Source organism: Sphingomonas sp. PP-CE-1A-559, assembly GCF_004340965.1.
Classification (GTDB): Bacteria; Pseudomonadota; Alphaproteobacteria; order Sphingomonadales; family Sphingomonadaceae; genus Sphingomonas.
Genome location: NZ_SLYA01000002.1, coordinates 441,006 through 465,681 on the forward strand (window position 1 = coordinate 441,006; position 24,676 = coordinate 465,681).

The 24,676-nt window shown below is 66.4% G+C and carries 21 protein-coding genes; 8 read left to right on the forward strand and 13 right to left on the reverse strand.

The window, feature by feature from the left end:
* Positions 1-21: 21 nt before the first annotated feature.
* Genes pspC through C8J42_RS20090 form a run of 4 tightly spaced genes read right to left on the reverse strand, consistent with a single transcriptional unit; the run spans position 22 to position 1,559 of the window.
* Positions 22-405 carry an envelope stress response membrane protein PspC gene (gene pspC, locus C8J42_RS07505; RefSeq protein WP_056058224.1) on the reverse strand — a complete coding sequence of 128 codons (384 nt, stop codon included), beginning with the start codon at positions 403-405 and terminating at the stop codon, positions 22-24.
* Between the two features lies 1 nt (position 406).
* Positions 407-694: an envelope stress response membrane protein PspB gene (pspB, locus tag C8J42_RS07510; protein WP_120300049.1), complete on the reverse strand. Its 288-nt coding sequence runs from the start codon at positions 692-694 to the stop codon at positions 407-409.
* Between the two features lies 1 nt (position 695).
* Entirely contained in the window at positions 696-1,361 is a 666-nt protein-coding gene (gene pspA / locus C8J42_RS07515; RefSeq protein ID WP_056058229.1) for a phage shock protein PspA, read from the reverse strand.
* A gap of 54 nt (positions 1,362-1,415) precedes the next feature.
* Positions 1,416-1,559 carry a hypothetical protein gene (locus C8J42_RS20090; protein WP_165895165.1) on the reverse strand — a complete coding sequence of 48 codons (144 nt, stop codon included), beginning with the start codon at positions 1,557-1,559 and terminating at the stop codon, positions 1,416-1,418.
* Positions 1,560-1,731: 172 nt separating this feature from the next.
* On the opposite strand from C8J42_RS20090, the gene pspF reads away from it, so the two are divergent.
* Complete coding sequence (pspF, locus tag C8J42_RS07520) at positions 1,732-2,769, forward strand: phage shock protein operon transcriptional activator (protein ID WP_133019505.1); 1,038 nt, start codon at positions 1,732-1,734, stop codon at positions 2,767-2,769.
* 141 nt (positions 2,770-2,910) lie between these two features.
* Here the strand turns inward: pspF and C8J42_RS07525 are convergent, their stop codons facing one another.
* Complete coding sequence (locus C8J42_RS07525; protein WP_133019506.1) at positions 2,911-4,119, reverse strand: cation:proton antiporter; 1,209 nt, start codon at positions 4,117-4,119, stop codon at positions 2,911-2,913.
* Between the two features lie 248 nt (positions 4,120-4,367).
* Between C8J42_RS07525 and C8J42_RS07530 the strand changes: the two genes are divergently transcribed.
* Positions 4,368-5,288 carry a right-handed parallel beta-helix repeat-containing protein gene (locus C8J42_RS07530; RefSeq protein ID WP_133019507.1) on the forward strand — a complete coding sequence of 307 codons (921 nt, stop codon included), beginning with the start codon at positions 4,368-4,370 and terminating at the stop codon, positions 5,286-5,288.
* A 238-nt stretch (positions 5,289-5,526) separates the two neighbouring features.
* Here C8J42_RS07530 and C8J42_RS07535 read toward each other — a convergent pair whose 3' ends face one another.
* Positions 5,527-7,155: an alkaline phosphatase family protein gene (locus C8J42_RS07535; RefSeq protein ID WP_133019508.1), complete on the reverse strand. Its 1,629-nt coding sequence runs from the start codon at positions 7,153-7,155 to the stop codon at positions 5,527-5,529.
* 108 nt (positions 7,156-7,263) lie between these two features.
* On the opposite strand from C8J42_RS07535, the gene C8J42_RS07540 reads away from it, so the two are divergent.
* The 4 genes from C8J42_RS07540 (at position 7,264) to C8J42_RS07555 (ending at position 12,689) form a co-directional block, all read left to right on the forward strand.
* Complete coding sequence (locus C8J42_RS07540) at positions 7,264-9,312, forward strand: protein-disulfide reductase DsbD domain-containing protein (RefSeq protein WP_207897083.1); 2,049 nt, start codon at positions 7,264-7,266, stop codon at positions 9,310-9,312.
* Positions 9,313-9,424: 112 nt separating this feature from the next.
* Entirely contained in the window at positions 9,425-10,945 is a 1,521-nt protein-coding gene (locus C8J42_RS07545; RefSeq protein WP_133019510.1) for a circularly permuted type 2 ATP-grasp protein, read from the forward strand.
* The gene (locus C8J42_RS07550; RefSeq protein ID WP_056048449.1) at positions 10,945-11,880 is read left to right on the forward strand and encodes an alpha-E domain-containing protein; all 936 of its coding nucleotides are present in this window, start codon (positions 10,945-10,947) and stop codon (positions 11,878-11,880) included. Before C8J42_RS07545 ends, C8J42_RS07550 begins: the two co-directional genes overlap by 1 nt.
* Entirely contained in the window at positions 11,880-12,689 is an 810-nt protein-coding gene (locus C8J42_RS07555; protein ID WP_133019511.1) for a transglutaminase family protein, read from the forward strand. The genes C8J42_RS07550 and C8J42_RS07555 overlap by 1 nt, the downstream gene beginning before the upstream one ends.
* 228 nt (positions 12,690-12,917) lie before the next feature.
* Here C8J42_RS07555 and C8J42_RS07560 read toward each other — a convergent pair whose 3' ends face one another.
* Together C8J42_RS07560 and C8J42_RS07565 are read right to left on the reverse strand one after the other, a co-directional pair.
* Positions 12,918-13,694: an arginyltransferase gene (locus C8J42_RS07560; protein ID WP_133019512.1), complete on the reverse strand. Its 777-nt coding sequence runs from the start codon at positions 13,692-13,694 to the stop codon at positions 12,918-12,920.
* Positions 13,695-13,821: 127 nt separating this feature from the next.
* Complete coding sequence (locus tag C8J42_RS07565; protein ID WP_056048458.1) at positions 13,822-15,081, reverse strand: threonine ammonia-lyase; 1,260 nt, start codon at positions 15,079-15,081, stop codon at positions 13,822-13,824.
* A gap of 57 nt (positions 15,082-15,138) precedes the next feature.
* On the opposite strand from C8J42_RS07565, the gene C8J42_RS07570 reads away from it, so the two are divergent.
* Both C8J42_RS07570 and C8J42_RS07575 read left to right on the forward strand, forming a co-directional pair.
* Positions 15,139-15,993 (forward strand): NAD(P)-dependent oxidoreductase, encoded by an 855-nt coding sequence (locus C8J42_RS07570; RefSeq protein WP_133019513.1) that lies wholly within the window; start codon positions 15,139-15,141, stop codon positions 15,991-15,993.
* A 173-nt stretch (positions 15,994-16,166) separates the two neighbouring features.
* Complete coding sequence (locus C8J42_RS07575; protein ID WP_133019514.1) at positions 16,167-17,837, forward strand: amidohydrolase; 1,671 nt, start codon at positions 16,167-16,169, stop codon at positions 17,835-17,837.
* Between the two features lie 9 nt (positions 17,838-17,846).
* Here the strand turns inward: C8J42_RS07575 and C8J42_RS07580 are convergent, their stop codons facing one another.
* The 5 genes from C8J42_RS07580 to C8J42_RS07600 form a co-directional block, all read right to left on the reverse strand.
* Positions 17,847-18,734, reverse strand: a complete 888-nt coding sequence (locus C8J42_RS07580; RefSeq protein ID WP_056058260.1) for an acyl-CoA thioesterase II — start codon at positions 18,732-18,734, stop codon at positions 17,847-17,849.
* A gap of 73 nt (positions 18,735-18,807) precedes the next feature.
* Positions 18,808-19,935 (reverse strand): acyl-CoA dehydrogenase, encoded by a 1,128-nt coding sequence (locus C8J42_RS07585; protein ID WP_133019515.1) that lies wholly within the window; start codon positions 19,933-19,935, stop codon positions 18,808-18,810.
* 91 nt (positions 19,936-20,026) lie between these two features.
* Entirely contained in the window at positions 20,027-21,208 is a 1,182-nt protein-coding gene (locus C8J42_RS07590; RefSeq protein WP_133019516.1) for an acyl-CoA dehydrogenase family protein, read from the reverse strand.
* 4 nt (positions 21,209-21,212) lie between these two features.
* Positions 21,213-22,517, reverse strand: a complete 1,305-nt coding sequence (locus C8J42_RS07595; RefSeq protein WP_133019517.1) for an amidase family protein — start codon at positions 22,515-22,517, stop codon at positions 21,213-21,215.
* 37 nt (positions 22,518-22,554) lie between these two features.
* Positions 22,555-24,603, reverse strand: coding sequence for a 3-hydroxyacyl-CoA dehydrogenase NAD-binding domain-containing protein (locus C8J42_RS07600; RefSeq protein ID WP_133019518.1), 2,049 nt, complete (start codon positions 24,601-24,603; stop codon positions 22,555-22,557).
* Between the last annotated feature and the right edge of the window lie 73 nt (positions 24,604-24,676).

Below are 24,676 nucleotides of genomic sequence, written 5' to 3' on the forward strand. Positions count from 1 at the left end.
TCTCCCTGTTGACGCCGCGTCTCAGCGCAGGCTGTCGATCTCTGCCGCGAGGCTGGTGCTGTTGCGGCTGGTATAGTGCGTCTCGATGTCGGCGAGGCGGCGGTCGATGTCGCGGAACTTGCTGCGGACCTCGGCGGTCGAGCGCTTCGGGTTCGAGCGGACGCCCTGCCAGAACTTCGCGTCGTCGGGCGTCTCGTACAGGCCGATCGGCTTGGCGTGGCCCATCCAGGCGACCATCCAATAGGCCAGCAGCGTCCAGGGAAAGCCCCCGGCAAGCGTCAGGACGACCATCCCGACCCGGACGAAGAGCGCGTCGACGCCGGTATAGTCGGCGATCCCGGCGCAGACGCCCTTCCACTTGGCGTTCTGCTTATCGAGGTAAAACTGTGTGCGGCTGCCGGACATCTCAGTTCCTCCGATCAGAAGTGCGGTCGGACTGAAGGTCCGACAGATACGGCGATTGCGTGGTACCGAGACCCGGCTTCCAGTCGGGATTGTCGGCGGCGATGATCCGTTCGACGGTCATTACGCGGTCTTCGAGGCGGCGGGCCAAGGCCTGCATTTCGTCGAGCAGGCGTTCGTCCTCCTCCGTGATCCGCGGCGCCTGCTTCCACTTGGTGATGTAGTGCAGGATCACCCACGGCAGCCCGATGAAGAGCACGGCGCAGACGAGAACGGGCATTAGGTCATCCATCTCAATCGTCCTTCTTCATGCGCGCCTTGAGCGCGGCGAGCTGGGCGTTGACCTTGTCGTCGCTGCGCAGTTCGGCGATTTCCTCTTCGAGCGACTTGACGACCCCGAGCCCCATCGCATCCGCGCGGCCCTCGGCCTCGTCGACGCGGCGGTCGAGAATGTCGAAGCGGCTGAACGCCTCGTGCGTCTTCGGGCCGTTGTACATTTCCCGAAGTCGCGTCCGGTTGTTCGCGCTCTCCAGCCGGGTCTGCACCGCATTCTGCTTGGTGCGCGCCTCGCGGAGCTTGGTCTGGAGCTTGGCGATGTCCTCTTCGGACGCCCGAAGTGCGTCGTCGAGCACGCCGACCTCGGCCTTCAACTGCTCGGCCATGTCGAACGCCTTCTGGCGCTCCACCAGGGCGGCCTTGGCGAGGTCCTCGCGGTCCTTGCTCAGCGCCAGCTCAGCCTTCTCGGTCCAGTTGTCCTGGAGCTGCTCCAGCTTCGAGATATGGCGGCGCATCTCCTTCTGGTCGGCGATGGTGCGCGCGGCGGAGGCGCGAACCTCGACCAGCGTTTCCTCCATCTCCAGGATGATCATGCGGATCATCTTCGACGGATCTTCGGCCTTCTCGATGAGATCGGCGAAGTTGGCGGCGACGATGTCGCGGGTGCGGGAAAAGATGCCCATGTAAATCCTACTCTAGGGGTCGGCCCGAGGCTCTCAGCGAGTCCGTCGGGAGTCTTATGCCACGATTGCGGTGGTTGCCGCGATAGGCGTCATGTTGGTTGCGGTCGCGGGTCCCACGGCGCCGATGACGCAAGTTGCGCTGGCGACGATGGTGCAGAGAGCGGCGACTACGGTGCGGGCGATGTTGGTGTTGAACATGGTGGGTCCCCTTTAAGGATGGTTGGTTCCGCTATTCGGCGGGTTGCCTGAAGCATTGCATGTGTCGTGCCAGTTTCGAAAACGGCGGATTTGCAGGGCTTTGCGCGATTTCGACCGTCGGGCGGGCACCGCAAGCTTGCCAAGAGTTGGGAATTCGCGCCACATCTTCGCCATGGAGAGAACAACCCAGGTCATCGGCGAATCCGGCACGTTCATGGCGGCACTCGAACGCGCGTCGCGGGCGGCCGCGCTTGATCGCCCCGTGCTGGTGATCGGCGAGCGCGGGACGGGCAAGGAACTGGTAGCCGAGCGTCTGCATCGTCTGTCGCCGCGATGGGATCAGCCTTTGGTCATAATGAACTGCGCGGCGCTGCCCGAGACCCTGATCGAGGCGGAGTTGTTCGGGCATGAGGCGGGCGCGTTCACTGGCGCGACCAAGGCGCGGGTAGGGCGGTTCGAGGAGGCCGATGGCGGCACGCTGTTCCTCGACGAACTCGGTACGCTGTCGATTGCGGCGCAGGACCGACTGCTCCGCGCAGTCGAATATGGTGAGATCACCCGGATCGGCTCGTCGCGACCGATGCGCGTCGACGTGCGGATCGTCGCCGCGACCAACGAGCATCTCCCCGACAAGGTCGACCGCCACGAGTTCCGCGCCGATCTTCTCGACCGCCTGTCGTTCGAGGTGGTGACGTTGCCGCCTCTGCGCGCGCGGACCGGCGACGTGGTGGTACTTGCGGAACATTTCGGCCGACGCATGGCGTCCGAGCTGGGGCGCGAACGCTGGGAGGGGTTCGGCCCCGCAGCGATGGACGCGCTGATCGCCTATCGCTGGCCCGGCAACGTCCGCGAACTCCGCAACGTCGTCGAGCGCGCGGTGTATCGCTGGGAACAGACGGGGCCGATCGACGCGATCGAGATCGATCCGTTCCAGTCGCCACACCGCCCCGGCGCGTCGACTGCGCCTAAACCTATGGTTGTGGCCCCGCGTGCCGCCGAACCGGACGAAGGCGAAGACCCAGTAGTCGCGTGCGAAGAAGGCCCCTCGGACTTCAAGTCCCGCGTATCCCGCTTCGAACGCGACCTCCTCTCGCGAGCCCTATCGGAACACCGCTTCAACCAACGCGCCACCGCCGAAGCCCTAGGCCTGAGCTACGACCAACTCCGTCACGCCCTAAAACGCCACGACCTGCTTAACGCGGGCGGTTAAAGTAATCCTCCCCCGCAAGGGGGAGGTGGCTGGCTCTTGCCAGACGGAGGGGGAGGACACGGAGCAGAGGTTTCGCGTGCCTCCCCCTCCGTCACCTTCGGCGCCACCTCCCCCTTGCGGGGGAGGATCGTAGGTGCTTCGTCACCCGCTCTTCCCGACCAGTCCCGCCAGCTTCTTCAGCTTCGGCGCAACGATCGGCACCGTCAGCATCGTGCTTGCCAGCGCCATCAGCAACAGTGCCGTGAACGTCTCATTCGTAATGATCTTTTTATCCAGCAGGATGTTGACGAAGATGATCATGATGAGCGCCTTGGTCTGGAGTAGCCAGCCGATCGCCGACGCCTCGCCCGGCCGCCACTTCAGGATCCGTCCCGCCGCATGAACGCCCGCCAGCTTCCCCCCGACCGACGCGACCAGCAGCAGCGCCGCCGCCCCGAACACCGCATAACCGCCGACCGCCCACTGCGTCTTCAACCCGGTCGACAAGAAGAACACCGGCATCACCGCGAGCAGCACGAAATGGCGGAACTGGTCCATCTTCGCGGTCGTGAACCATTTCGAATCGAGCACCGCGCCCGACAGGAACGCGCCGACCATGAAGTGCAGCCCCGCCCAGTCCGCCGCGAACCCGCAACCTGCGAGCCAGATCAGGCTGACATACCAGCGGTCGCTCTCCTCGATACGCGCCATCAACTTGCGCACGATCAGCGTCGCCACGGCGAACCCGAGCAGGAAGCCACCTTGCCGACCGACGCGCTCCCAATCGAGCAGGATCAGCGCGAGCACGCCCCAGATCGCGATGTCGTCGAGGCTCGCATAACGCAGGATCCGCTGCCCGATCGGCTCGCGCAGCACGTCGAGCTTTTCGAGGAACAGCACGAGGATGGGGAGGGCGGTGACCGCGCAGGCCATGCCGATGCCGAGCACGACCTGCCACGTCGCGCCGTCCGGCCCGCGCCAGCCTGGGTAGCGCAACATCAGTACCGCTGCGATGCTGCCGGTGATCAGCGGCACCGCAAGCGCTAACCCCGCCGTCACGCCGGTTTCGCCGCGCCGTTTCCAGGCCTCGCCGAGGTCGAGTTCGATGCCGGCGACCCACACGAACATCATCACCGCCCACCACGCGATGCCGTTCAGCGAGCCCAACGTCGCGGGTGTGAAGACCGTCGCGTAATAGTCGGGATACGCCGCGCCGAGCACGCCCGGCCCCAGCAGGATGCCGCCGAAGATCTGCACCACCACCAGCGGCGCCCAATAGTCGGTCCGCCCGAGCCGCCACACCAGATACGGCACGGTGAAGATGATGAGTATCGCGAGGAGGAAGACCTCCGTCGGCGTCATGGCGTGCATGTGGATCTCCCGCGCCGGTCGGTTTCCCCCGCCGGCTTTGTTACGGTAGCGGTATTATGCGGCCGACGCGGGCTCGGCAATATGCGGACGCCGTAATCGACCCATCCCGGTTCATTCTTTCCAATGCTTCATAACGGGACAGGCGCCGTCGAAGCGCGGCGGACGGACTGGTCGAAGCGCGACGTTCCGTGCGATCACGCAACCCATATTGTCGGCGGGCAACCGCCGCGGAACGAAGAGGATTTCGGATGAAACGATCGTTGCTCGCCGTCGCGCTGTTCGCCGCCCCCGCGTTCGCGCAAAGCTCGGCGCCGTTCACGGTGAACGGGCAGGGGTTCGCGACGTTGCAGGAGGCGGTCTCGTCGATCCGGCTGGGCACCGCGACGATCCTGATCGCGCCGGGCACCTACCGGCAATGCGCGGTGCAGGCCGGTGGCCACATCACCTTCAAGGCGGTCAAGCCCGGCACCGCGATCTTCGAGAAGGTCGCCTGCGAGGACAAGGCCGCGCTGGTGCTGCGCGGGCAGGGCTCGGTCGTCGACGGCCTCGTCTTCCGCGGCTACCGCGTATCTGACGGCAATGGGGCGGGCATCCGCACCGAGATGGGCGACCTGTCCGTCACCAACGCGATGTTCCTCGACAGCCAGGAGGGCATCCTCGGCGGCGAGCCGACCGGTCAGAAGATCCTGATCGACCATTCCACCTTCGCCGGGCTCGGCCAGTGCGACGAGTCGCCGGGCTGTTCGCACGCGATCTACCTCGCCAACAAGGGCAGCGTGACGATCACCAATTCTCGGTTCGAGCGCGGTACGGGCGGGCACTACGTCAAGCTCCGCGTGCCTAATTTGTCGATCACCGACAACAGCTTCGACGATACCGCTGGGAAGAAGACCAACTACATGATCGACCTCCCCGAAGGCGCGACCGGCCTGATCGCGCGCAACACCTTCGTGCAGGGGCGGAACAAGGAGAACCACACCGGATTGATCGTAGTCGCGGCGGAGGCGCAGACGTACCGATCGACAGGGTTGCGGGTCGAGGCGAACGACGCGCGACTGTCGCCGGGGGATGGTACGAGCCCGGCGTTCCTCGCGGACTACAGCCACGACAAGCTAGCGCTGGGGGCAAACCGGCTAGGCGCAGGGTTGCGGGCATTCGAGACGCGGTGAGCGATCGTACCCTCGCCACCCCGTCTCCGTCATCCTGACGAAAGTCAGGATCCAGAGCCGCACAGGACCGCGCCCCGTTACCTTGGATCCTGACTTTCGTCAGGATGACGGGTGAGGCGGCAGGATGACGGGCAAGAGGGGGCGCCATACCCATCTAGTATGTTCTCCCGCGAAGGCGGGAGCCCAGGCTGGACTCCCGCCTTCGCGGGAGAACATGCTTTTGAGAGAGGCGCGGCGCTCAGTTGCCGCAGGTGGTCGCAGCACTCGGATCGAGATCCAGGCACCGCCCATCCAACCCACTGACCGGCAACCCGATCGTCGCCGCCAAGGTCGGCACGATATCCACCGTCTCGACCGAAAGCGGCTGCTCGAACCCCGTCATCCCCTTGCGCCAGAACAGGATCGGCACGCGGCGGTCGTAATCCCAAGGCGACCCGTGAGTCTCCACATACCCCCCCGCCGGCGACACGATCGTCGTCACGCGTGGCTTGAGCAGCACCACCATCTGCCCCGAGCGCTCGGGATAGAACGATGCCCGCGCCCGCTCGATCAGCGTCCAGGTCTCGGGCGGAGACTTCGCCATCGGCGTCGCCATGATCTCCGCTGCCGAGTAGGCACCCGCTATCTGCGGCATCGCCCGATACCGGCGCAGCGCCTCGGCAAGCACCTTCGCCTGCGTCTTCGCCGGCAGCGTGTCGTCGATATACACGTCGCCTTCCGTCCCCAGCAGCACGCTCCCCGGCAGCCCCATGTCCTTGGCGATCGCAGTGCCGACCTGCTTGGCGAGCACGTTCTCGTCCATGTGCGCCTCCATAGGCATCGCACGCTGCTGCTGGCGCTCGGTCGCGTCATGCGCGCCGTGATCCGCGGTCAGCACGACCTCGTAATCGACGCCGGTCTCATCCATCACCGCGAAGAAATCGCCCAGCGTCTTGTCGAGCTCGGCCATCTGGATGCACATTTCCGTGCCCTGCGTGCCATAGGTATGACCGACATAATCGGTCGCCGATGCGCCGATATCGATGATGTCGGTCTGCGGCCCTTTGCCGAGCTTCATGTCCTGCACCAGCGCGGCCGCCATCGCGAACACCGCTGCGTCCGATGCCGGCGACACGCGGAAGCCCTTCGCGTCGCCGGCCTCGCGCTCGAAGCGCCCCTGGCCGTACGTCTTGCCCGCGATCACGATCGGATGGTTCACACCTGCGCAATAGCCGGGCAGGGGGAGCGCCGCCTGCGGCTTGGCGATGAGCGCGGCGACCGCGTCGCGCGTCCGCTGCACTGCTGGCGGCACCGCGCGCCCCGCGTACGAAACGTACGTCTTGCCGTCCCACCACCAGAGCTCGTCGACCTTGTGGCCACCCATCATCACCGCCGCGCGATCCTTCCCCGCGACCGAGACCGAGCGCGTCCGCGGATCGCGCGCCTTCATCATTTCGCCGAGTGTCGGTACCTTCAGGTGCATGTCGGACACGGTATAGCTGTCGTGCGTGCTGCCCGTGACGCGCTCGTCCTCCGAGCAGTAGACGACCTTGTCCGGCCGCCCGGCGCGCTGATCTATCCAGTTGTTGGCGATGATCCCGGTATGCGCGGGCCGCATGCCCGTCAGGATCGTCGAGTGGCCCGGGCACGTCTCGGTCGCGGCATGGCTCTGATACCCGCTCGGAAACACCGCGCCGTTGAGCAGTCGGGTGAAGCCGCCGGTATAATGGTTGCGATATTGCTGAAACAGGTCGGCGGCGAACTGGTCGACCGAGATCGCGACGATCAGTTTCGGCGGAGTCGTCGGGGTCGCCGCGGGGGGCGCCGCCGTCTGGGCAGAGACCGAAGCGGCCGAAGTCAGCAGGAGCGCGGCGATAAGTGCTTTCACGAACAGTCCTTTAGCCAGCGACGACCATCGAGCGCGGCCGTCGCTTTGAAGTGCAATACGACAAGGTCACCGCTATGGCTTTGCGCGATGAACGAAACAAGGATGGCCATGCGCGGATTACGTTGCGTCCTCATGACGGTCTTGCTGGCCGTCTGCGGGCTGGCGAGTGCGCCCGCGCTTGCGGAATCGCTGAACGGCTCAAGTCAGCATCTGATGATGAAGCTGGTCGCCGAGAGCGATCACCCGAAAGCCGGCGCGCCGCTGACGATAGCGCTGGCAACGACGCCCGAGACCGGCTGGCATGGCTATTGGCGCAACCCGGGCGATGCGGGCTTTCCGGCGACCTTCGACTGGACCTTGCCGACGGGCGCGAAGGCAGGCGAGCCCGAATGGCCGGTGCCGACCACGCTGCTGATCGCGGGCCTGATGAACTATGTCTACGAGGCGCCGTACGCGCCGCTCGTGACGATCCAGGTTCCGGCGGGGCTGGCGGCGGGGTCGAAATTCCCGATCCGCCTGAAGACGAGCTATCTCGTCTGCTCGGCGACGATCTGCGTACCCGAAGAGAAGGCGCTCTCGCTCGACCTTACGATCGGTGATGGCGCGCCATCGCAGCCCGCCGCGTTCGCGGGCTGGCGTCAGGCGATCCCTAAGCCGCTCGATGCCGGCGCGACGTACGCGGCGAGCAACGGGACGATGCGGATCGCGGTGCCGTTCCCGGCGGGCGCAAAGATCGACAAGGCGTATTTCTTCCCTGTCACCACCGGCGCGATCGAGAATGGCGCGGCGCAGACGGTCACGCGCGACGGCGACCGGCTGACGATCAGCACCAAAGTCGCGGCGAACGCCAAGGCTGTTGGACCGATCGAGGGCGTGCTCCGGATCGGCGACGGGCAGGGGCTCGGCGTCAAGGCAACGCCCGGCGTGGTGTCTGAAGCAGCCGGCGGCGACGCGACCAGCACCGGCGGCGAAAGCCTCTGGCTGACCGCGCTGATCGCATTCGCCGGCGCGGTGCTCGGCGGGCTGATCCTCAACATCATGCCCTGCGTGTTCCCGATCCTTAGCCTCAAGGCACTCAGCCTCGCGCGCGGCGGCGCGAGCGAGAAGGACGCGCGGGGCGAGGCCTTGGCCTATACCGCAGGCGTCGTTCTGGTCTGCCTCGGCCTCGGCGGCGCGATCCTCGCGTTGCGCGCCGGCGGGTCCGCGGTCGGCTGGGCGTTCCAGTTGCAGCATCCCGGCGCGATCGTCGCGTTGCTGCTGCTGAGCACCGCGATCGCGTTCAACTTGGCCGGCCTGTTCGAAGTCCCGACGCCGCGCTTCGCAGGCGAGAGCGGCGCGAGCGGCGCGTTCGCGACGGGCGCACTTGCCGCGTTCATCGCGACACCGTGCACAGGACCGTTCATGGGCGCAGCACTCGGCGCGGCGCTGGTGTTGCCGTGGCCGGCGGCGCTCGCCGTGTTCGGCGGGCTCGGGATCGGCTTGTCGCTGCCGTTCCTCGCGATCGGGTTCATCCCATCATGGCGACGGTGGCTGCCGAAGCCTGGCGTCTGGATGGAGACGTTCCGCCACATCCTGTCGGTGCCGATGTTCCTCACCGCTATCGCGCTCGGCTGGGTGCTCGGGCGACAGACCGGCGTGGATACGCTGACGCTCGCGCTGGTCGCGGTGCTGGCTGTCGGCACGGTGCTGTGGATCGGCGGCTCGCGTCAGCGCAAGGGCAAGTCGTTCGGCGTGGTCGCACAAGTTCTGCTGCTCGTCTTGTTCGTTGGCAGCGCGGTATTGATCTCACGCGCACCGCCGGTCGCCGCCAAGACCGCGACCGCGGGCGACGAGGCGTTCACCGAGGCCAAGCTCGCCTCGCTGCGCGTCGAGAAGCGTCCGGTGTTCGTCTACTTCACCGCCGACTGGTGCCTGACGTGCAAGGTCAACGAGAAGGCGGCGATCGATACCACCGGCGTCCGCGACGCCTTCGCCAAGCACAAGGTCGCGGCCTTGATCGGCGACTGGACCGACGGCGACCCGGTAATGGGCCGCTTCATCCAAGCCCACAACCGCGCCGGAGTGCCGCTGTATCTATACTACGCGCCGGGCGCCGCTGAGCCCACCGTATTGCCGCAGGTCCTGACGCCGGGCTTACTGGAAGGCCTAGGAGCCTAGGGGATTCCCGCCCCTTCCAGGGAGGGGAGCAAATACACATTCGACCCTTGTGCAGCGCAGCGATGCGTTGCAGCATGGAACCGCAACGCTTGATGGGGGATTGACCGTTTCGATGGGGAAACAAGCGTTCGACGAGATCATGGGGACACCGGGCGACACGACCGCCCGGCCCGAACTGGCAGCCCTCGGCAAGTGGATCGAGGACACGCCCGACGCCGAGCTGCGACGCCGGCAGGAAGCCGCCGAGACGACGTTCCGGCAACTTGGCATCACCTTCGCGGTCTACGGCGAAAACGAGGCCGCCGAGCGGATCATCCCGTTCGACATCGTCCCGCGCGTGTTCCTGCATGACGAGTGGACCCGGCTGTCCGAAGGGCTGGTCCAGCGCGTCGAGGCGATCAACGCATTCCTCGACGACATCTACGGCGAACGACGCATCCTGAAGGAGGGTATCCTTCCCGAAGACCTCGTGCTCGGCAACGCACAGTTCCGTCCCGAGATCGCCGGCATTCGCCCACCGCACGGTGTATGGGCGCATATCTGTGGGATTGATCTCGTCCGCACAGGCCCTGACGACTTCTTCGTCCTTGAGGATAACGCGCGAACGCCGTCGGGTGTCAGCTACATGCTTGAGAACCGTGAGGCGATGCTCCGGCTCTGCCCCGAACTCTTCCGCGAATTCCGCGTCGCTGCGGTCGACAGCTATCCCGACCTGCTGCTCGAAACGATGAAGTCGGTCGCGCCGCACGGTACGGGCTCGAACCCGACGTGCGTGCTGCTGACCCCCGGCCACTACAACTCCGCCTATTACGAGCACAGCTTCCTCGCGGACTCGATGGGGATCGAACTCGTCGAGGCCGCCGATCTGGTGGTCGACGACGACATCGTCTGGATGCGGACGATCGCGGGGCGCGTGAAGGTCGACGTGATCTATCGCCGGATCGATGACGATTATCTCGACCCGCTGGTGTTCCGTCCCGATTCTGCGCTGGGCGTGCCCGGTCTGATCGCAGCCTATGCCGCCGGCAACGTCGCGATCATGAACGCGCCGGGCAACGGCATCGCCGACGATAAGGCGATCTACAGCTACATGCCCGACATCGTGAAGTTCTACTCGGGTGGCGAGTGCAAGCTGCGCAACGTCGAGACCTGGCGCTGCCGCGAACCCCAGGCGTTGAAGTTCGTCCTCGACAACCTCGAAGACGTCGTCGTCAAGCTGGTCGACGGATCGGGCGGCTACGGCATGCTCGTCGGCCCTACCGCCTCGAAAAAAGAGATCGAAGATTTCCGCGCCGCGCTCATTGCGGAACCCCATCGCTACATCGCCCAACCGACGCTCGCCCTGTCGACCGTCCCGACGATGGCGCAAGGCGGCCTCAGTCCACGCCATGTCGATTTCCGCCCCTTCGTGCTGAGCGGCGCGAAGGGCGTGCAGGTCGTCCCCGGTGGCCTCACCCGCGTCGCGCTCAAGGAAGGATCGCTGGTGGTCAATTCCAGCCAGGGCGGCGGTACCAAGGACAGCTTCGTGCTCATGGCCGACCAGTCGCAGCGGATGAACGCCGGCGGGATGACGCAGACGATGAGCGGCATGACGCAGACGCTCGGTGCACAGACCTCTGGCGGGACCGTCTGATGCTCTCGCGCACCGCATCCTCGCTCTACTGGCTCGGCCGCTATTTCGAGCGGGCCGACTTCATCGCCCGGCTCGTCGAAGCCACCGTCCGCCTCGACGTGCTCTCGTCGCAACCCTCGGGCGACGCCGCCTGGGCATCCGCTTTGGCCGTCACCGAGACCGACGAGGCCTTCGCCGCGACCGGGGTGGAGATTGGGCAACGCGACGTCGTGCGGTTCCTGACGCTCGATTCGAGCCATCCGGGATCGATCGTCCGCTGTCTCGACATGGCGCGCAACAACGCTAAGGCGGTCCGCACCGCGCTGACCCGCGAGGCGTGGACCGCGATCAACCGGGCATGGCTGCTGTTCGAAAACCGCGCCACGCCGGGCAGCACGACCTCGCAACTCAACCTCGTCGAGGCGGTCAAGAACGAGACCCGTGGGTTCGAGGGTGCCGTCCATCGCATGCTCCGCAACCAGACGACCTGGTTCATCCGGCTCGGCCAGGCGGTCGAGCGCGCGGACAATACCGCGCGTCTGCTCGACGTCAAATACCACATCCTGCTGCCCGAGGGCGAGCGGCTCGGCGGCGCGATCGATCGCGATCAGTGGACGACGATCCTCCAGACCGTGTCCGCCGTCACGGCCTATCGCTGGCTCTACAATGACGGGCTTCGTCCCGCCGACGTCATCGACCTGCTCCTTGCCCGGTCCGAACTGCCGCGCAGTCTCGCTGCCTCGGTCGAGGAGACGGTCGACGTGCTCAACCTGCTCGCCAAGCGGACCGGGAACCACGGCGAGGCCGACCGGATGGCTCGGATGCGTGCGTCGCGAATGGCGAAGACGCGATCGGGCGAGGTCATCGCCTCCGGGTTGCACCAGTATCTTCAGGCGTTCATCGCCGAGAACGCGTTGCTGCACGGCGCGATCGGCCGTCAGTTCAAGTTCCTCTAATGCGCCTCTCGATCGACCATCACACGATCTACCGCTTCGCACAGCCGCAGGGCCGGCTGGTGCAGATGCTCCGGCTGACACCCGAGAACACGCATGACCAGACGGTCGCGTCGTGGCGGATCGACGTGGACTGCGACGCGCGGCTGCGGCCTGGGCGCGATGGCTTCGGCAACGCGGTGACGATGCTGTATGCCGAAGGGCCGGTCGACGGGATCGAGATCACCGTCAAGGGCGAGGTGCTGACCAGCCATTCGGACGGCGTCCTGCATGGCGTCCACGAAACGCTCCCGCCCGCGCTGTTCCTGCGGTCCACCGAGGCGACCGTCCTCGATACGGCCATCGCCAAGTTCGCCGCCAATGCCGCCGAGGGCGCCCGCGACCGGATTGGCGCGCTGCATCGTTTGAACCGGGCGTTCCATAAGCGGTTTGCGTTTGATGCCGGGCGTCCCGAACCCGGTCGGACCGCCGCCGCGGCGTTTCGCATGGACAGCGCTACGCCGCGGGACATGGCGCAGATGTTCGCCGTCGCCGCACGGTCGCTCGGGGCGCCGGCGCGGTATGTTTCGGGCTATCATCACAACGATCACGAGGTCGTGCATCTGCCGACGCCGCACGGCTGGGCGGAGGCGTTCGTTGACGGACTCGGCTGGGTCGGGTTCGACCCGTGCACGGGGATGTCGCCCGAGGAGCATTACGTCCGGGTCGCGATGGCGCTCGATGCGGCGGGCGCGGCGCCGGTGGCCGGCTCGCGACTGGGCGAGGGTGGCGAGGAACTCGACGTCGACGTCGTGGTGCAGCGCGAGGACTAAGATTTGTTTCACCGCGAAGGCGGGGATCCAGACCGGGCTCCCGCCTTCGCGGGAGAACAAGGGGCAGGGGTTCTCGAGTGTACCACCCCGGCGAAGGCCGGGGCCCAATTGGCAAGGTGGTCGTGATGGAGCGCTGCACTCAATTAGCGGTGTTTCCCAATTGGACCCCGGCCTTCGCCGGGGTGGTGGTCTTGGGACGCGGGAGTGGACTAATTTAGTACCCCAACTTCAAACCAACGCCGCAACCCGCGCAGCCTTCGTCACCACATCAGCATCCTCCAACCGCCGCCACCCCGCCGGCCCCAGCACTTCCAACGGTCGATACCGCGTCTTGTACTCCATCCGCGGCGACCCCTTCACCCAATACCCTAGATACACGTACGGCAGCCCGGCATCGCGCGCGCGCAGGATGTGGTCCATGATGATGAAATTACCGAACCCCGGGCGCGCCGCGTCGTCAGCCGCGAAGAAGCTGTAGACCATCGACAGCCCGTCCGCCTGCCGATCGGTCAGGCAGGCGCCGATCAGTGCTCCCGGCACGCCGCCGACGCTAGGCTCGCGATACTCGACGATCACCGAATTGACCGGCGAATGCTCGATCATGTCGGCGTAATCGTCCTCGTCCATCCCCGCCATGCCGCCGCCCGGATGCCGCGTCCCGAGGTAACGGCGCAGCAACTGGAACTGCTCGTCGGTCGCCCACGCCTTGCATGCCGTCACCTCGATATCGCCAAGCCGCTTCAGCAACTTTCGCTGCGTCGCGTTGGGCACGAACTCGTCGGTCACCACGCGGACCGAAACGCAGGCGATGCACCCCGCGCACGACGGCCGATACGCCACCCCCTGGCTGCGACGAAAGCCGATCCGCCCCAGCGCATCGTTAAGTTCGTTCGCATGCGGACCGGTCAGTTCGGTGAACACCTTGCGCTCCTGCCGATCCGGCAGATACGGGCACGGCGCAGGGCTGGTGACGAAAAAGCGCGGGAAACGGAAAGGCGCGGTCACCGAGCGAAAAGTCCTTCAGGCAGGCGCGATCAGCCGCGTCGCCCCGTATATGGCCGCCCAACCCAAACGTACAATCGGTTTAACACGAATGTCGGTTAACGCGCTAAATCACCGTATCAGAGTGGGATTATGCCAGCTCGACGGTCGACGTTTCGTACCCGCCAGCCCGCAATGCCCCCACCAGCCGATCGAGATGCGCGCGGTCGCGAAGCTCGCATTCGATGTCGGTGATGAGCCCCTTCGCCGGCAACGTCGTGAAGACGCGCTGGTGATAGATCTCGATGATGTTGACGCGTTCCTGGTCGAAGATCCGCGCGACATGGAACAGCGCACCCGGCTTGTCCTGCAACCGGATCCGCAACCGCGCCAGCCGACCCGACCGCGCCAGATCGCGCAACAGCACGTTGGCGAGCAACCGCGTATCGATATTGCCGCCGCACAGCACGATCCCGACGGTCTTCCCCGCGAACCGCTCGGGATGCGACAGCAGCGCGGCGAGCCCGGCGGCCCCCGCACCCTCGACGACCGTCTTCTCGATCTGGAGCAGCAGGCTGACGGACTCTTCGAGGCTGCGCTCGCTGACGAGAACGATGTCATCGACCAGCTCTGCGACGATCTTCGAGGTGATCGCGCCCGGCTCCTTGACCGCGATGCCCTCGGCCAGCGTGTCGCCGGCGCAGGCCATGTCGGTACCGTTGATCCGGTTATACATCGACGGGAACAGCTCAGCCTGTACGCCGACGACCTCGATCGGGTGTCCGCCCGGCGCTTCGCTCAACGCCCGCGCGACCGTCGACATGCCCGAGATCAGCCCGCCGCCGCCGATCGGAATGACCAGAGTATCGAGCTGCGGCACGTCCTCCAGCATCTCGATCGCGACGGTGCCTTGCCCTGCGATGACGCGCGGATCGTCGAACGGATGGACGAAGGTGAAGCCGCACTCCCCCTCCAGGATACGCGCGTGCGCATAGGCCGCGTCGAACGTCTCGCCGTGCAGCACGACGTTGGCGCCGTGGCCTTCGGTCTGCATGACCTTCACGGTCGGCGTGTTGGTCGGCATCACGATCGTCGTCGGAATGCCGAGCCGGTTGGCATGATAGGCAAGGCCCTGCGCATGATTGCCCGCCGACGCAGCGATGACGCCCTTCGCGCGCGCCTCCGCCGACAGCTGCAACAGCGTGTTGAGCGCCCCGCGCTCCTTGTACGCCGCGGTGAACTGGAGGTTCTCGAACTTCAGATACACCGTCGCGCCGGTCATCTTGCTCAGCGTCTTGCTGATCAGCGTCGGCGTGCGGACGATCGAGTCGCGGATCCGGTCGTGCGCGACGCGGACGTCGTCGATCGAGACGGGGAGGGTGGGTGCCGCTACGGCAGCGTGGGTAGCCATGCCCGACCCGCTAGACCATCTGGCGCGCGTGGGAAACACCGCTTATGCGCGGACGCTATGGCAAAACTGGCATTCATCGGAACCGGCGTCATGGGCGCGCCGATGGCGGGACACCTCGCCGCGGCAGGGCACGACGTCACCGTCTACAATCGGACTAAGGCCAAGGCATTGGCATGGGCCGATAAATACGGGGGTGGGATTGCAGACACGCCTGCCGCGGCGGCGAAGGATGCCGACGCAGTGTTCACGTGCGTCGGCAACGATGATGATCTCGCCTCGGTCACTCTGGGCGACGATGGCGCGTTCGCCGCGATGCGCGACGATGCGGTCTTCGTCGATCACACCACCGTCTCCGCCTCGATCGCGCGGCGATTGGCCGGCGAGCGTGCGTTGGTAGTCGACGCTCCCGTATCGGGCGGACAGGCCGGCGCGGAGAACGGCAAGCTCTCGATCATGTGCGGCGGCTCGGCCGAGGCGATGGCGAAGGCCGAGCCGTTCATGCAGGCCTATGCCGCACGCATCGTCCACGTCGGTGAGCCAGGCGCCGGCCAGACCACCAAGATGTGCAACCAGATCGCGATTGCCGGCGTGATCCAGGGCGTCGCCGAATCGCTGCGGTTCGCGCAAAACTCCGGGCTCGATCTCGACAAGGTGTTTGAGGCGATCTCGGGCGGCGCGGCGCAGAGCTGGCAGATGGTCAATCGCTGGCCGACGATGGCGAAGGACGAGTTCGACTTCGGCTTTGCGGTCGACTGGATGCGCAAGGACCTTGGCCTCGCGCTCGACGAAGCGCGACGTAACGGCGCGGTCCTGCCGGTCGCGGCGCTGGTCGATCAATTCTACGCCGATGTTCAGGCGATGGGTGGCGCGCGTCAGGATACGAGCGCGCTGGTACGGAGATTGCCGAAGTGATCAAGCGCAACACCACAGCACTGCTCCCCTTCATCGAGAATGCCTCCGTCACTGCAACACTGCTCCCCTCCCTGGAAGGGAGGGGCCGGGGGTGGGTTGGCCCGTCGTTCAGGCGGCACGTTGCCCCAACTAGCCGACCCACCCCCAACCCCTCCCTTTCAGGGAGGGGAGCAATGTTGGCGCTTTCGGCGCTACTCCTCCCGACCCCCGCGCTCGCCGACGGGATCGTCGACAACGTCAACGGTGTCACCATTACTGATGGCGGACGCGTGATCCACTTCAAGGCGATCCTGGTCGACAAGGATGGTCGCGTCACGCGTCTCGTCCCCCCCGGTGAGGAGGCCCCCAAGCTCAGCCGCAAGGAATTGAAGAAGAACGCTGGTAAGCCGCTATACGACTGGCGCGTCGACATGGGTGGCAAGACGGTGTTGCCGGGCTTCATCGACGCGCACGGCCATGTCCTCGAGATGGGCTTCGGCGCGCTGTCGCTCGACCTGTCGATGACCAAGTCGCTCGACGAGGCGAAGTCGCGGATCGCCGCCTACATCGCCGGTAATCCTGATCGCAAATGGGTCCTGGGCCGCGGCTGGAACCAGGAAGCGTGGGGGCTGGGTCGTTTCCCGACCGCCGCCGACCTGGAGTCCGTCTCCGGCGGCCACCCGATCTGGCTGTCGCGCGCGGACGGGCACGCCGGCTGGGCGAACCGCGAGGCGATGCGCGAGGCCGGGGTCACCAGCTCGACCGTATCTCCGGCGGGCGGACGGATCGAGAAGACCGGCGGCGCGCCCGCGGGCGTATTCGTAGACGGCGCGCAAGGATTGATCGAGAAGGTCGTGCCGCAACCGCTGCCCAAGGAGCGCGATGCCGCGTTCCTGACCGCGCAACGCATCCTGCTCGGCTACGGCGTCACCGCGGTCGCCGACATGGGCACGACGCTCGACGACTGGCTGACCTATCGCCGGATGGCGGACATCGGCGGGCTTCGCGTCCGCATCATGAGCTATGCGATGGGCGTCGAGACCGCCAGCCGGATCGGCGGCAAGGGGCCGACGCCGTGGCTGTACAACGACCACCTGCGGATGGGCGGCGTGAAGCTCTATGCCGACGGCGCGCTGGGGTCGCGCGGCGCATGGTTGCTGAAGCCCTATGCCGATGCGCCCGGCCAGTCGGGGCTCGGCTTCCTGACCGACGACCAGCTTCAGAACCAGATGAGCCGCGCGGCGATGGACGGGTTCCAGGTCGCGGTCCATGCGATCGGCGACAAGGCCAATCGGGAAGTGCTCGACGCGATCCAGGTCGAGAGCGAGACCTATACCGGCGATCGCCGCTGGCGGATCGAGCATGCGCAGATCGTCGATCCGACCGACCTGCCGCGCTTCGGCAAGTTCGGCACGATCGCCTCGATGCAGCCCACGCACGAAACCAGCGACCGGACGATGGCCGAGGCACGGTTAGGGCCGAACCGGTTGGCCGGCGCCTATGCGTGGAAATCGATGCTGACCAACGGCGCCAAGCTCGCCTTCGGGACCGACTTCCCGGTCGAGAAGCCCGATCCGTTCGCGACCTGGGCGGCAGCGTTCACGCGTCAGGATGCCGATGGGCAACCACAAGGTGGCTGGCAGCCGCAGGAACTCGTCACGCGCGAACAGGCGTGGTGGGCGATGACCGGCGCCGCGGCCTATGCCGGGTTCGCGGAGAAGCAGTTCGGTGCCCTCGCCCCGGGCCAGCGCGCGGACTTCATCGTCGTTGACAAGGATCCGACGCTGGCCTCGCCAACCGACCTGCGCGCGACGAAGGTCAGCGAGACGTGGATCGGCGGGGAGAAGGTCTGGGTGCGCAAGTAACCGCGCGGGTTACTGGCGCATCCGGATCAACCCCTCCTGCGCGACGCTGGCGACGAGCCGGCCGTCGCGCGAGAAGATGCGCCCGCGGTTGAACCCGCGGGCATGTCCGGACCACGGTGCGTCGCAGGCGTAGAGCAGCCAGTCGTCTGCGCGGAAATCCTCGTGCAGCCACAGCGAATGGTCGAGGCTCGCGGTCTGCAGCCCCGGCGTGATCCAGTTGACGCCGTGCGGCAGCAGCGCGGTGCCGAGCAACGCCATGTCCGACGCATAGGACAGGATCGCGCGGTGCATCGCCGGATCGTCGCCGATCGGCGCGACCAGCCGGAACCAGTTGGCATGGGCCGCGGGCTGCGGAACGGGCTCGATCCAGCTGCGCGGGTTGACCGGACGGATCTCGATCGGGCGCTGGCGCAGCATGTGCGCGCGGAACTTCTCGGGGATGCCGTCGATGCTCTCCAGCCGCAGCTCGCGATCGGAGCGCAGGTCTTCGGGCGGCGCGACATCGGGCATCGCGTCCTGATGGTGAAGTCCATCCTCGGGCGTCTGAAACGACGCCGCCATGTTGAGGATCGGCTGCCCCTTCTGCATCGCGATCACGCGCCGGGTTGCAAAACTCCGCCCCTCGAAGTCGCGGACCACGCGGTAGACGATCGGATAATCCTCGTTGCCCGGCCGCATGAAATACGCATGCAGCGAGTGCGCCGCCTTGGGGGCCTCCGTCGAGCGTTGCGCCGCCTGCAAAGCCTGCGCGATGACCTGCCCGCCGAACACGCGACCGACGCCGCCCGGCTGACGCTTCCCGACATAGAGATCGGTGTCCACCTCCTCGATCTCGAGCAGGTCGACGAGCCCCTGCGCGAGTGCTTCGGGCGACGTATCGGCAGTATCCAAGCTCATCTGACCTCCATGTTCACCCGCGAAGGCGGGTGCCCAGTCTGGGCCCCCGCCTTCGCGGGGGTACAGGTTCGGGTCAATACCCCGCCGCTACCGCCAGCCGATCCGCGTGGAAGTTCGCATCCCCGAACATCTCAGCCAGCACCCGCGCGCGCTTCATGTAGAAGCCGATGTCGTATTCGTCGGTCATGCCGATACCGCCATGCATCTGCACGCCCTCCTGCACGCTCAGCGTCGTCGCCAGCGCGGTCATCGCCTTGGCCACCGACACCGCCTCGTCCGCCCGGTCGCTGCCTTGGTCGAGCAGCTGCTGCGCCTTAAGCACGGCGGCCCGCGCCACCTCCATCTCCGAATACAGATGCGCGGCACGGTGTTGGAGCGCCTGGAAGCTGCCGATCAGCGTCCCGAACTGCTTGCGCTCCTTCATATAGCCGATGGTCATGTCCATCGCCCCACCACCGACGCCGAGCAGTTCCGCCGAAGCGCCGGTCCGGCCTGCGCGGAGCAGGCGGTCGAGAGGCGTGCGCCCCGCATCGACCTCACCGATCACCGCATCCGCATCGACCTCGACACCCTCGAACTCGAGCCGTGCGGCCAAGCTCGAATCCGCGAGGCGTTCGGCGTTCGCGGTCAGCCCGGCAGCGTCCTTCGGTACGGCGAACAGCGTGATGCCGTCCGTGTCATCGGCGCTGCCACCGGTGCGCGCGGCGACGATGATCAGGTCGGCGGTGTGGCCGTGCGTCACGAACCGTTTGGCGCCGGTCAGCTTGAAGCCGTTGCCCGAGCGTTCGGCGGTCATCGCCACGGTGTCGCGGTGCTTGGCGCCCTCGTCGATCGCGAGTGCCGCCACGGTCTCGCCGGCGATGATGCCAGGAAACCACCGCTCGGCCTGCGCCGTGCCCTTCAAGGCCTCGACCGCCGCGACCGCGGTGGACAGGAACGGGGAGGGGGACAAATTGCGCCCGATCTCCTCCAGTACCACGCCCGCCTCGACATGCCCGAGCCCGAGCCCGCCCTGGTCCTCGCCGATCAGGATGCCGGTAAAGCCCATCTCCGCAAACTGCTTCCACAGGTCGCGCGAGAAGCCGGTCTTGTCGTCGGCATCGCGCAACGCCCGCATGTGGCTCACGGGCGCATGCTCCGCGACGAAATCGCGAATGGTGTCCTGAAGGACGGTCTGGTCGTCGTCTAGATACAGTGGCATTCTGGTTCCCCCGCGGAGGCGGGGGCCCAGGAGCCCCTCGCGCAGCGTTTGTGATTTTGGGCTCCCGCTTTCGCGGGAGAACGGTCAAAGGTCAGGCCGGCAATTCCAGGATCCGCTTGGCGATGATGTTGAGCTGGATTTCGCTCGTCCCGCCCTCGATCGAATTCGCCTTCGTCCGCAGCCACGACCGCGGGATCGCACCGCCGCGCGAACGCTCGCTGTCCCATTCGAGCGCATCCGAGCCGCCCGCCGCCATCATCAATTCGTACCGACCCTTGTTCAGCTCGGTCCCGTAATATTTCATCATGCTCGGCTGGGCCGGGTGCGCCTTGCCCGCCTTCAGCTCGTCGATGAACCGCTCGGACATCGCCCCGAACGCCTTCGCCCGCACCTCGAACAACGCGATCGACGCACGCAGCAGCGGATCGGCCAGCCGCCCGTCATGCCCAAGCCCGACGGTCGCGATCGCCCCGTCGATCAGCGGATTGCCGCCGCTCGACGCGAGCCCCATTCCAGAAATCATCTCGCGCTCATGCCCGAGCAGATATTTCGCGACGTCCCAGCCCTTGTTCTCCTCGTAGACGCGGTTGACCTTGGGCACCTCGACATTGTCGAAGAACGTCTCGCAGAACGGCGAATTGCCGCTGATCAGCAGGATCGGCTTGGTCGACACGCCGGGCGAGGCCATGTCGAACAGCACGAAGCTGATCCCGCCCTGCTTCGACGTCTTGTCGGTGCGGACCAGGCAGAAAATCCAGTCCGCCTTGTCGGCGTAGGAGGTCCACACCTTCTGCCCGTTGACGAGATAATGGTCGCCCTTGTCCTCTGCCGATGTGGCGAGCCCGGCAAGGTCGGACCCCGCATTCGGCTCCGAATACCCCTGGCACCAGCGGATCTCGCCCCGCGCGATCTTGGTCAGGTGATCGAGCTTCTGCTCCTCGGTGCCGTACTTCAGCAATGCCGGCCCGAGCATCGAGATCCCGAACGAGTTGAGCGGGTTGCGAGCCTTTATTGCCGCCATCTCTTCGCGCAGGATCTTAGTCTCCGCGGGCGACAACCCGCCGCCGCCATACGCCTTGGGCCAATCCGGCACGGTCCAGCCCTTGGCGGCCATCTTGTCGAGCCAATCTTTCTGCGCCGGCGACGACGGCTTGAACTGGCGCCCGCCCCAGCAGACGTCGTCCTCCGAGCGCACCGGTTTGCGCATCTCGGGCGGGCAATTCTCCGCGAGCCACGCACGCGTTTCGGACCGGAAAGTGTCGAGGTCGGACATCGGATCAGCTCCTGCTTAGTCGATTGCACAGCGCGGCGACGGCGATCGCGTCGTGGTCGCGGTAACGGTTGGTGATGACCTGCACGCCGATCGGCAGGCCGCGCGGGTCGATCCCGACGGGCACGCTGGTCGCGGGCAGATTGGGGAAGGTGGCGAGGCCCGCCCAGGCGAACTGGACGCCGAACGGGGTATCCTCGCCGTCGATCGACAGCGTCCGCCGCGCGACGTTGCGCTCGGCGATGTGCGGGAAGGCGTTCACGCCGCTGGCCGGCGCGATCACCGCGTCGAACCGCTCGAACAGCGCACTCCAGGCGCGTTGCAACCGCGCCTGCGAATCGAGCAGGTCGAACCAGTGCGACAGCGTCGCGACCTTGCCGTCGCGCGCGGGTCCGCCACGGGTCATCGCGATGCCGAGCATCCGCATATAGTCGGCATGCTGAGCAGCGAGGTCGATCGGCGGGGGTGCGCTTGAAATGATGGCGCCGGCCGCGGCGAGGGCTTCACCAACGCGCCCGATCGCGCCGACGATCGACGAATCGACGCGTGCCGAGGGATGCGCGGTGAGCAGGAGGATGCGTGGTCGGGCTAAGTCGACGGTCGCGCGCGGCAAGGGGATGTCGGCGAGGATGTCGAGCGCAACGGCCAGATCCTCGGGATTACGCGCGAGCGGCCCGATCACGCCGAGAACCGCGCTCGCCCCATCGGTGCCGGGCACGCGATGTCCGATATCGGACAAGGCGCCATAGGTCGGCTTGTGCCCCCAGACGCCGCAGAACGCGGCCGGCACGCGGATCGAGCCGCCGATATCGGAGCCGAGTTCGAGCGGTACCATGCCCGATGCTAGCGCCGCCGCGGCACCACCCGACGATCCGCCGGGCGTCAACGTCGGGTCGAGCGGATGGTTCGTCCGGCCATGGATCGGGTTGTCCGCCTGCCAGTCGCTCAACCGCACCGGCACGTTGGTCTTGCCGAGGATCACCGCGCCCGCCGCCTTCAGCCGGGTTACGGCCACGGCATCGCGGTCGACGATGTTATCGCGGTGGATCCCGACGCCCCAACTGGTCGGCAGCCCGGCGACGTCGAAAGATTCCTTCACCGTAATCGGTACGCCGAACAGCGGCCGGTCGTCCGGACGCTCCGCATCGAGCGCCCGCGCCGCCTCCCGCGCCCGCACGAAATCGCGCACGACGACCGCATTGATCGCACCATCGCGCGCCTCGATCCGCGCAATCGCCGCGTCGCACTCGGCGACCGCGGTCGTTTCGCCCGCACGGATCGCCGCCGCCGTCTGGAGCGCGGACCGCTCCATCAGCGCGCGACTACCGGCAAGAAACGACCGCGACCGATCACTTCAGTCGACCACCCGATGCCGCGGCGTCCTTCAGCGACTTCGCCACCGGAAACCCGTATTTCTCGAGCCCCGCGACGACCTTCGCCAAGCCCTCGGACTGCGCCCAGAACATCGGCCCGCCGCGGTACACCGGCCAGCCATAGCCGTAGATCCAGACCACATCGACGTCCGACGCCCGCTGGGCCTTGCCCTCTTCGAGGATCAGCGCGCCTTCGTTGACCATCGTATAGAGCGTCCGCACGACGATCTCCTCGTCGCTGATATCGCGCGGCGTCACGCCCGACTTCTTGCGGAACTTGTCGATGATCTCGGTGACGCGCGGCGAGTTCGACGGCGTCCGCTTCTCGTCGTAATCGTAGAAGCCCGCCTTGGTCTTCTGGCCCCAGCGGTTCTCCGCCGCCAGCGCATCGCGGATGTTCTCGATCCGGCTCGGATCACGGTGCCAGCCGATGTCGACGCCCGCCAGGTCGCTCATCTGGAACGGCCCCATCGGCATCCCGAATGCGACATGGACCTTGTCGATCTGCTCCGGGCTCGCGCCTTCCAGCAGCAGCTTGGTCGCCTCGACCTGACGCGGCATCAGCATGCGGTTGCCGATGAACCCGTAGGTCACGCCGGCGACGACAGCGACCTTCTTGATCTTCTTCGCAAGCGCCATGACCGTCGCCAGCACATCGTCCGCCGTCTTGTCGCCGCGTACGACCTCCAGCAATTTCATCACGTTGGCCGGCGAGAAGAAGTGCATCCCGACCACGTCCTCGGGCCGCTTCGTGCACGACGCGATCGCATCGATGTCGAGATAAGACGTGTTCGACGCCAGGATCGCGCCCGGCTTGGCGATCGCGTCGAGCTTGGTGAAGATCTCCTTCTTCACCTCCATCGTCTCGTACACCGCCTCGATGATCAGGTCGCATTCCGCCAGATCGGCGAAGTCCAGAGTCCGCTTCAGCGCGCCCATCGCCTGCTCGACCTGCTCGGGCCTGATCCGGCCCTTCGCGGCGGTCGCCTCGTAGTTCTTGCGCACGACGCCGGTGCCGCGGTCGAGCGCATCCTGCTGCATCTCGACGATCGTGACCGGGATGCCTGCGGACAGGAAGTTCATCGAGATGCCGCCGCCCATCGTGCCCGCGCCGATCACGCCGACGCGCTTGATCTCGCGCAGCTTGGTGTCGGCGGGGACGTCGTCGATCTTGGCGGCCTGGCGTTCGGCGAAGAAGATGTGGCGCTGTGCGGCCGACTGCACGCCGGTCATCAGCTTCATGAATTCCTGGCGCTCGAAGGCGATGCCCTCTTCGAAGCTGGAGCCGTCGGTGGCCTTCTCGACGCAAGCGATGTTGGCGGCCGGCGCGTCGAAGTTCCGGAAACGGCGGGCGTTCTCCTTCTTGAACGCAGCCACGGCATCCGGATCGGCCTGCGCCGTCTTCTCGGACGCACGGGGCAGGGGGCGCTTGGTCGCGATCTCGCGCGCGAACGCGACGGCATCGGCTTCAAGTGAGTCCTCGCCGACGATCTTGTCGATCAGGCCCGCGTCGAGCGCCTTCTTCGCCGAGATTGGATCGCCCTTAGCGGTCATCTCCAGCGCGAGCTTCACGCCGGCGATCCGCGGGATACGCTGCGTGCCGCCTGCGCCGGGGAGCAGGCCAAGCTTCACCTCGGGCGTACCGATCTTCGCCGAGGGAACGGCGACGCGGTAATGACAGCCGAGCGTGACTTCGCAACCGCCGCCGAGCGCGGTGCCGTGGATCGCCGCGACGACCGGCTTCGACGACGCCTCGATCATGTCGACGACGGTGGGCAGGCCGGGCTCGACCATTTCCTTGCCGAACTCGGTGATGTCGGCGCCTGCAAAGAACGTGCGGCCGTCGCAGCGGATCACCATCGCGGTGATGCTGTCGTCGTTAACGCCGTCCTTGATCGCCGCTTCGAGACCCTGCCGGACCGCGGCGCCGAGCGCGTTGACGGGGGGATTGTTCGAGATGATGACGAGCACGTCGTCATGGCGTTCGGTGCGGATCGGGCCAGTGTTCGTCGACGGGGTCATCATATTCTCCTTGTTCTCCTGCGAAAGCAGGAGCCCAGGGCCACATCGGCAGCCCTGTGTGATACTGGACTCCTGC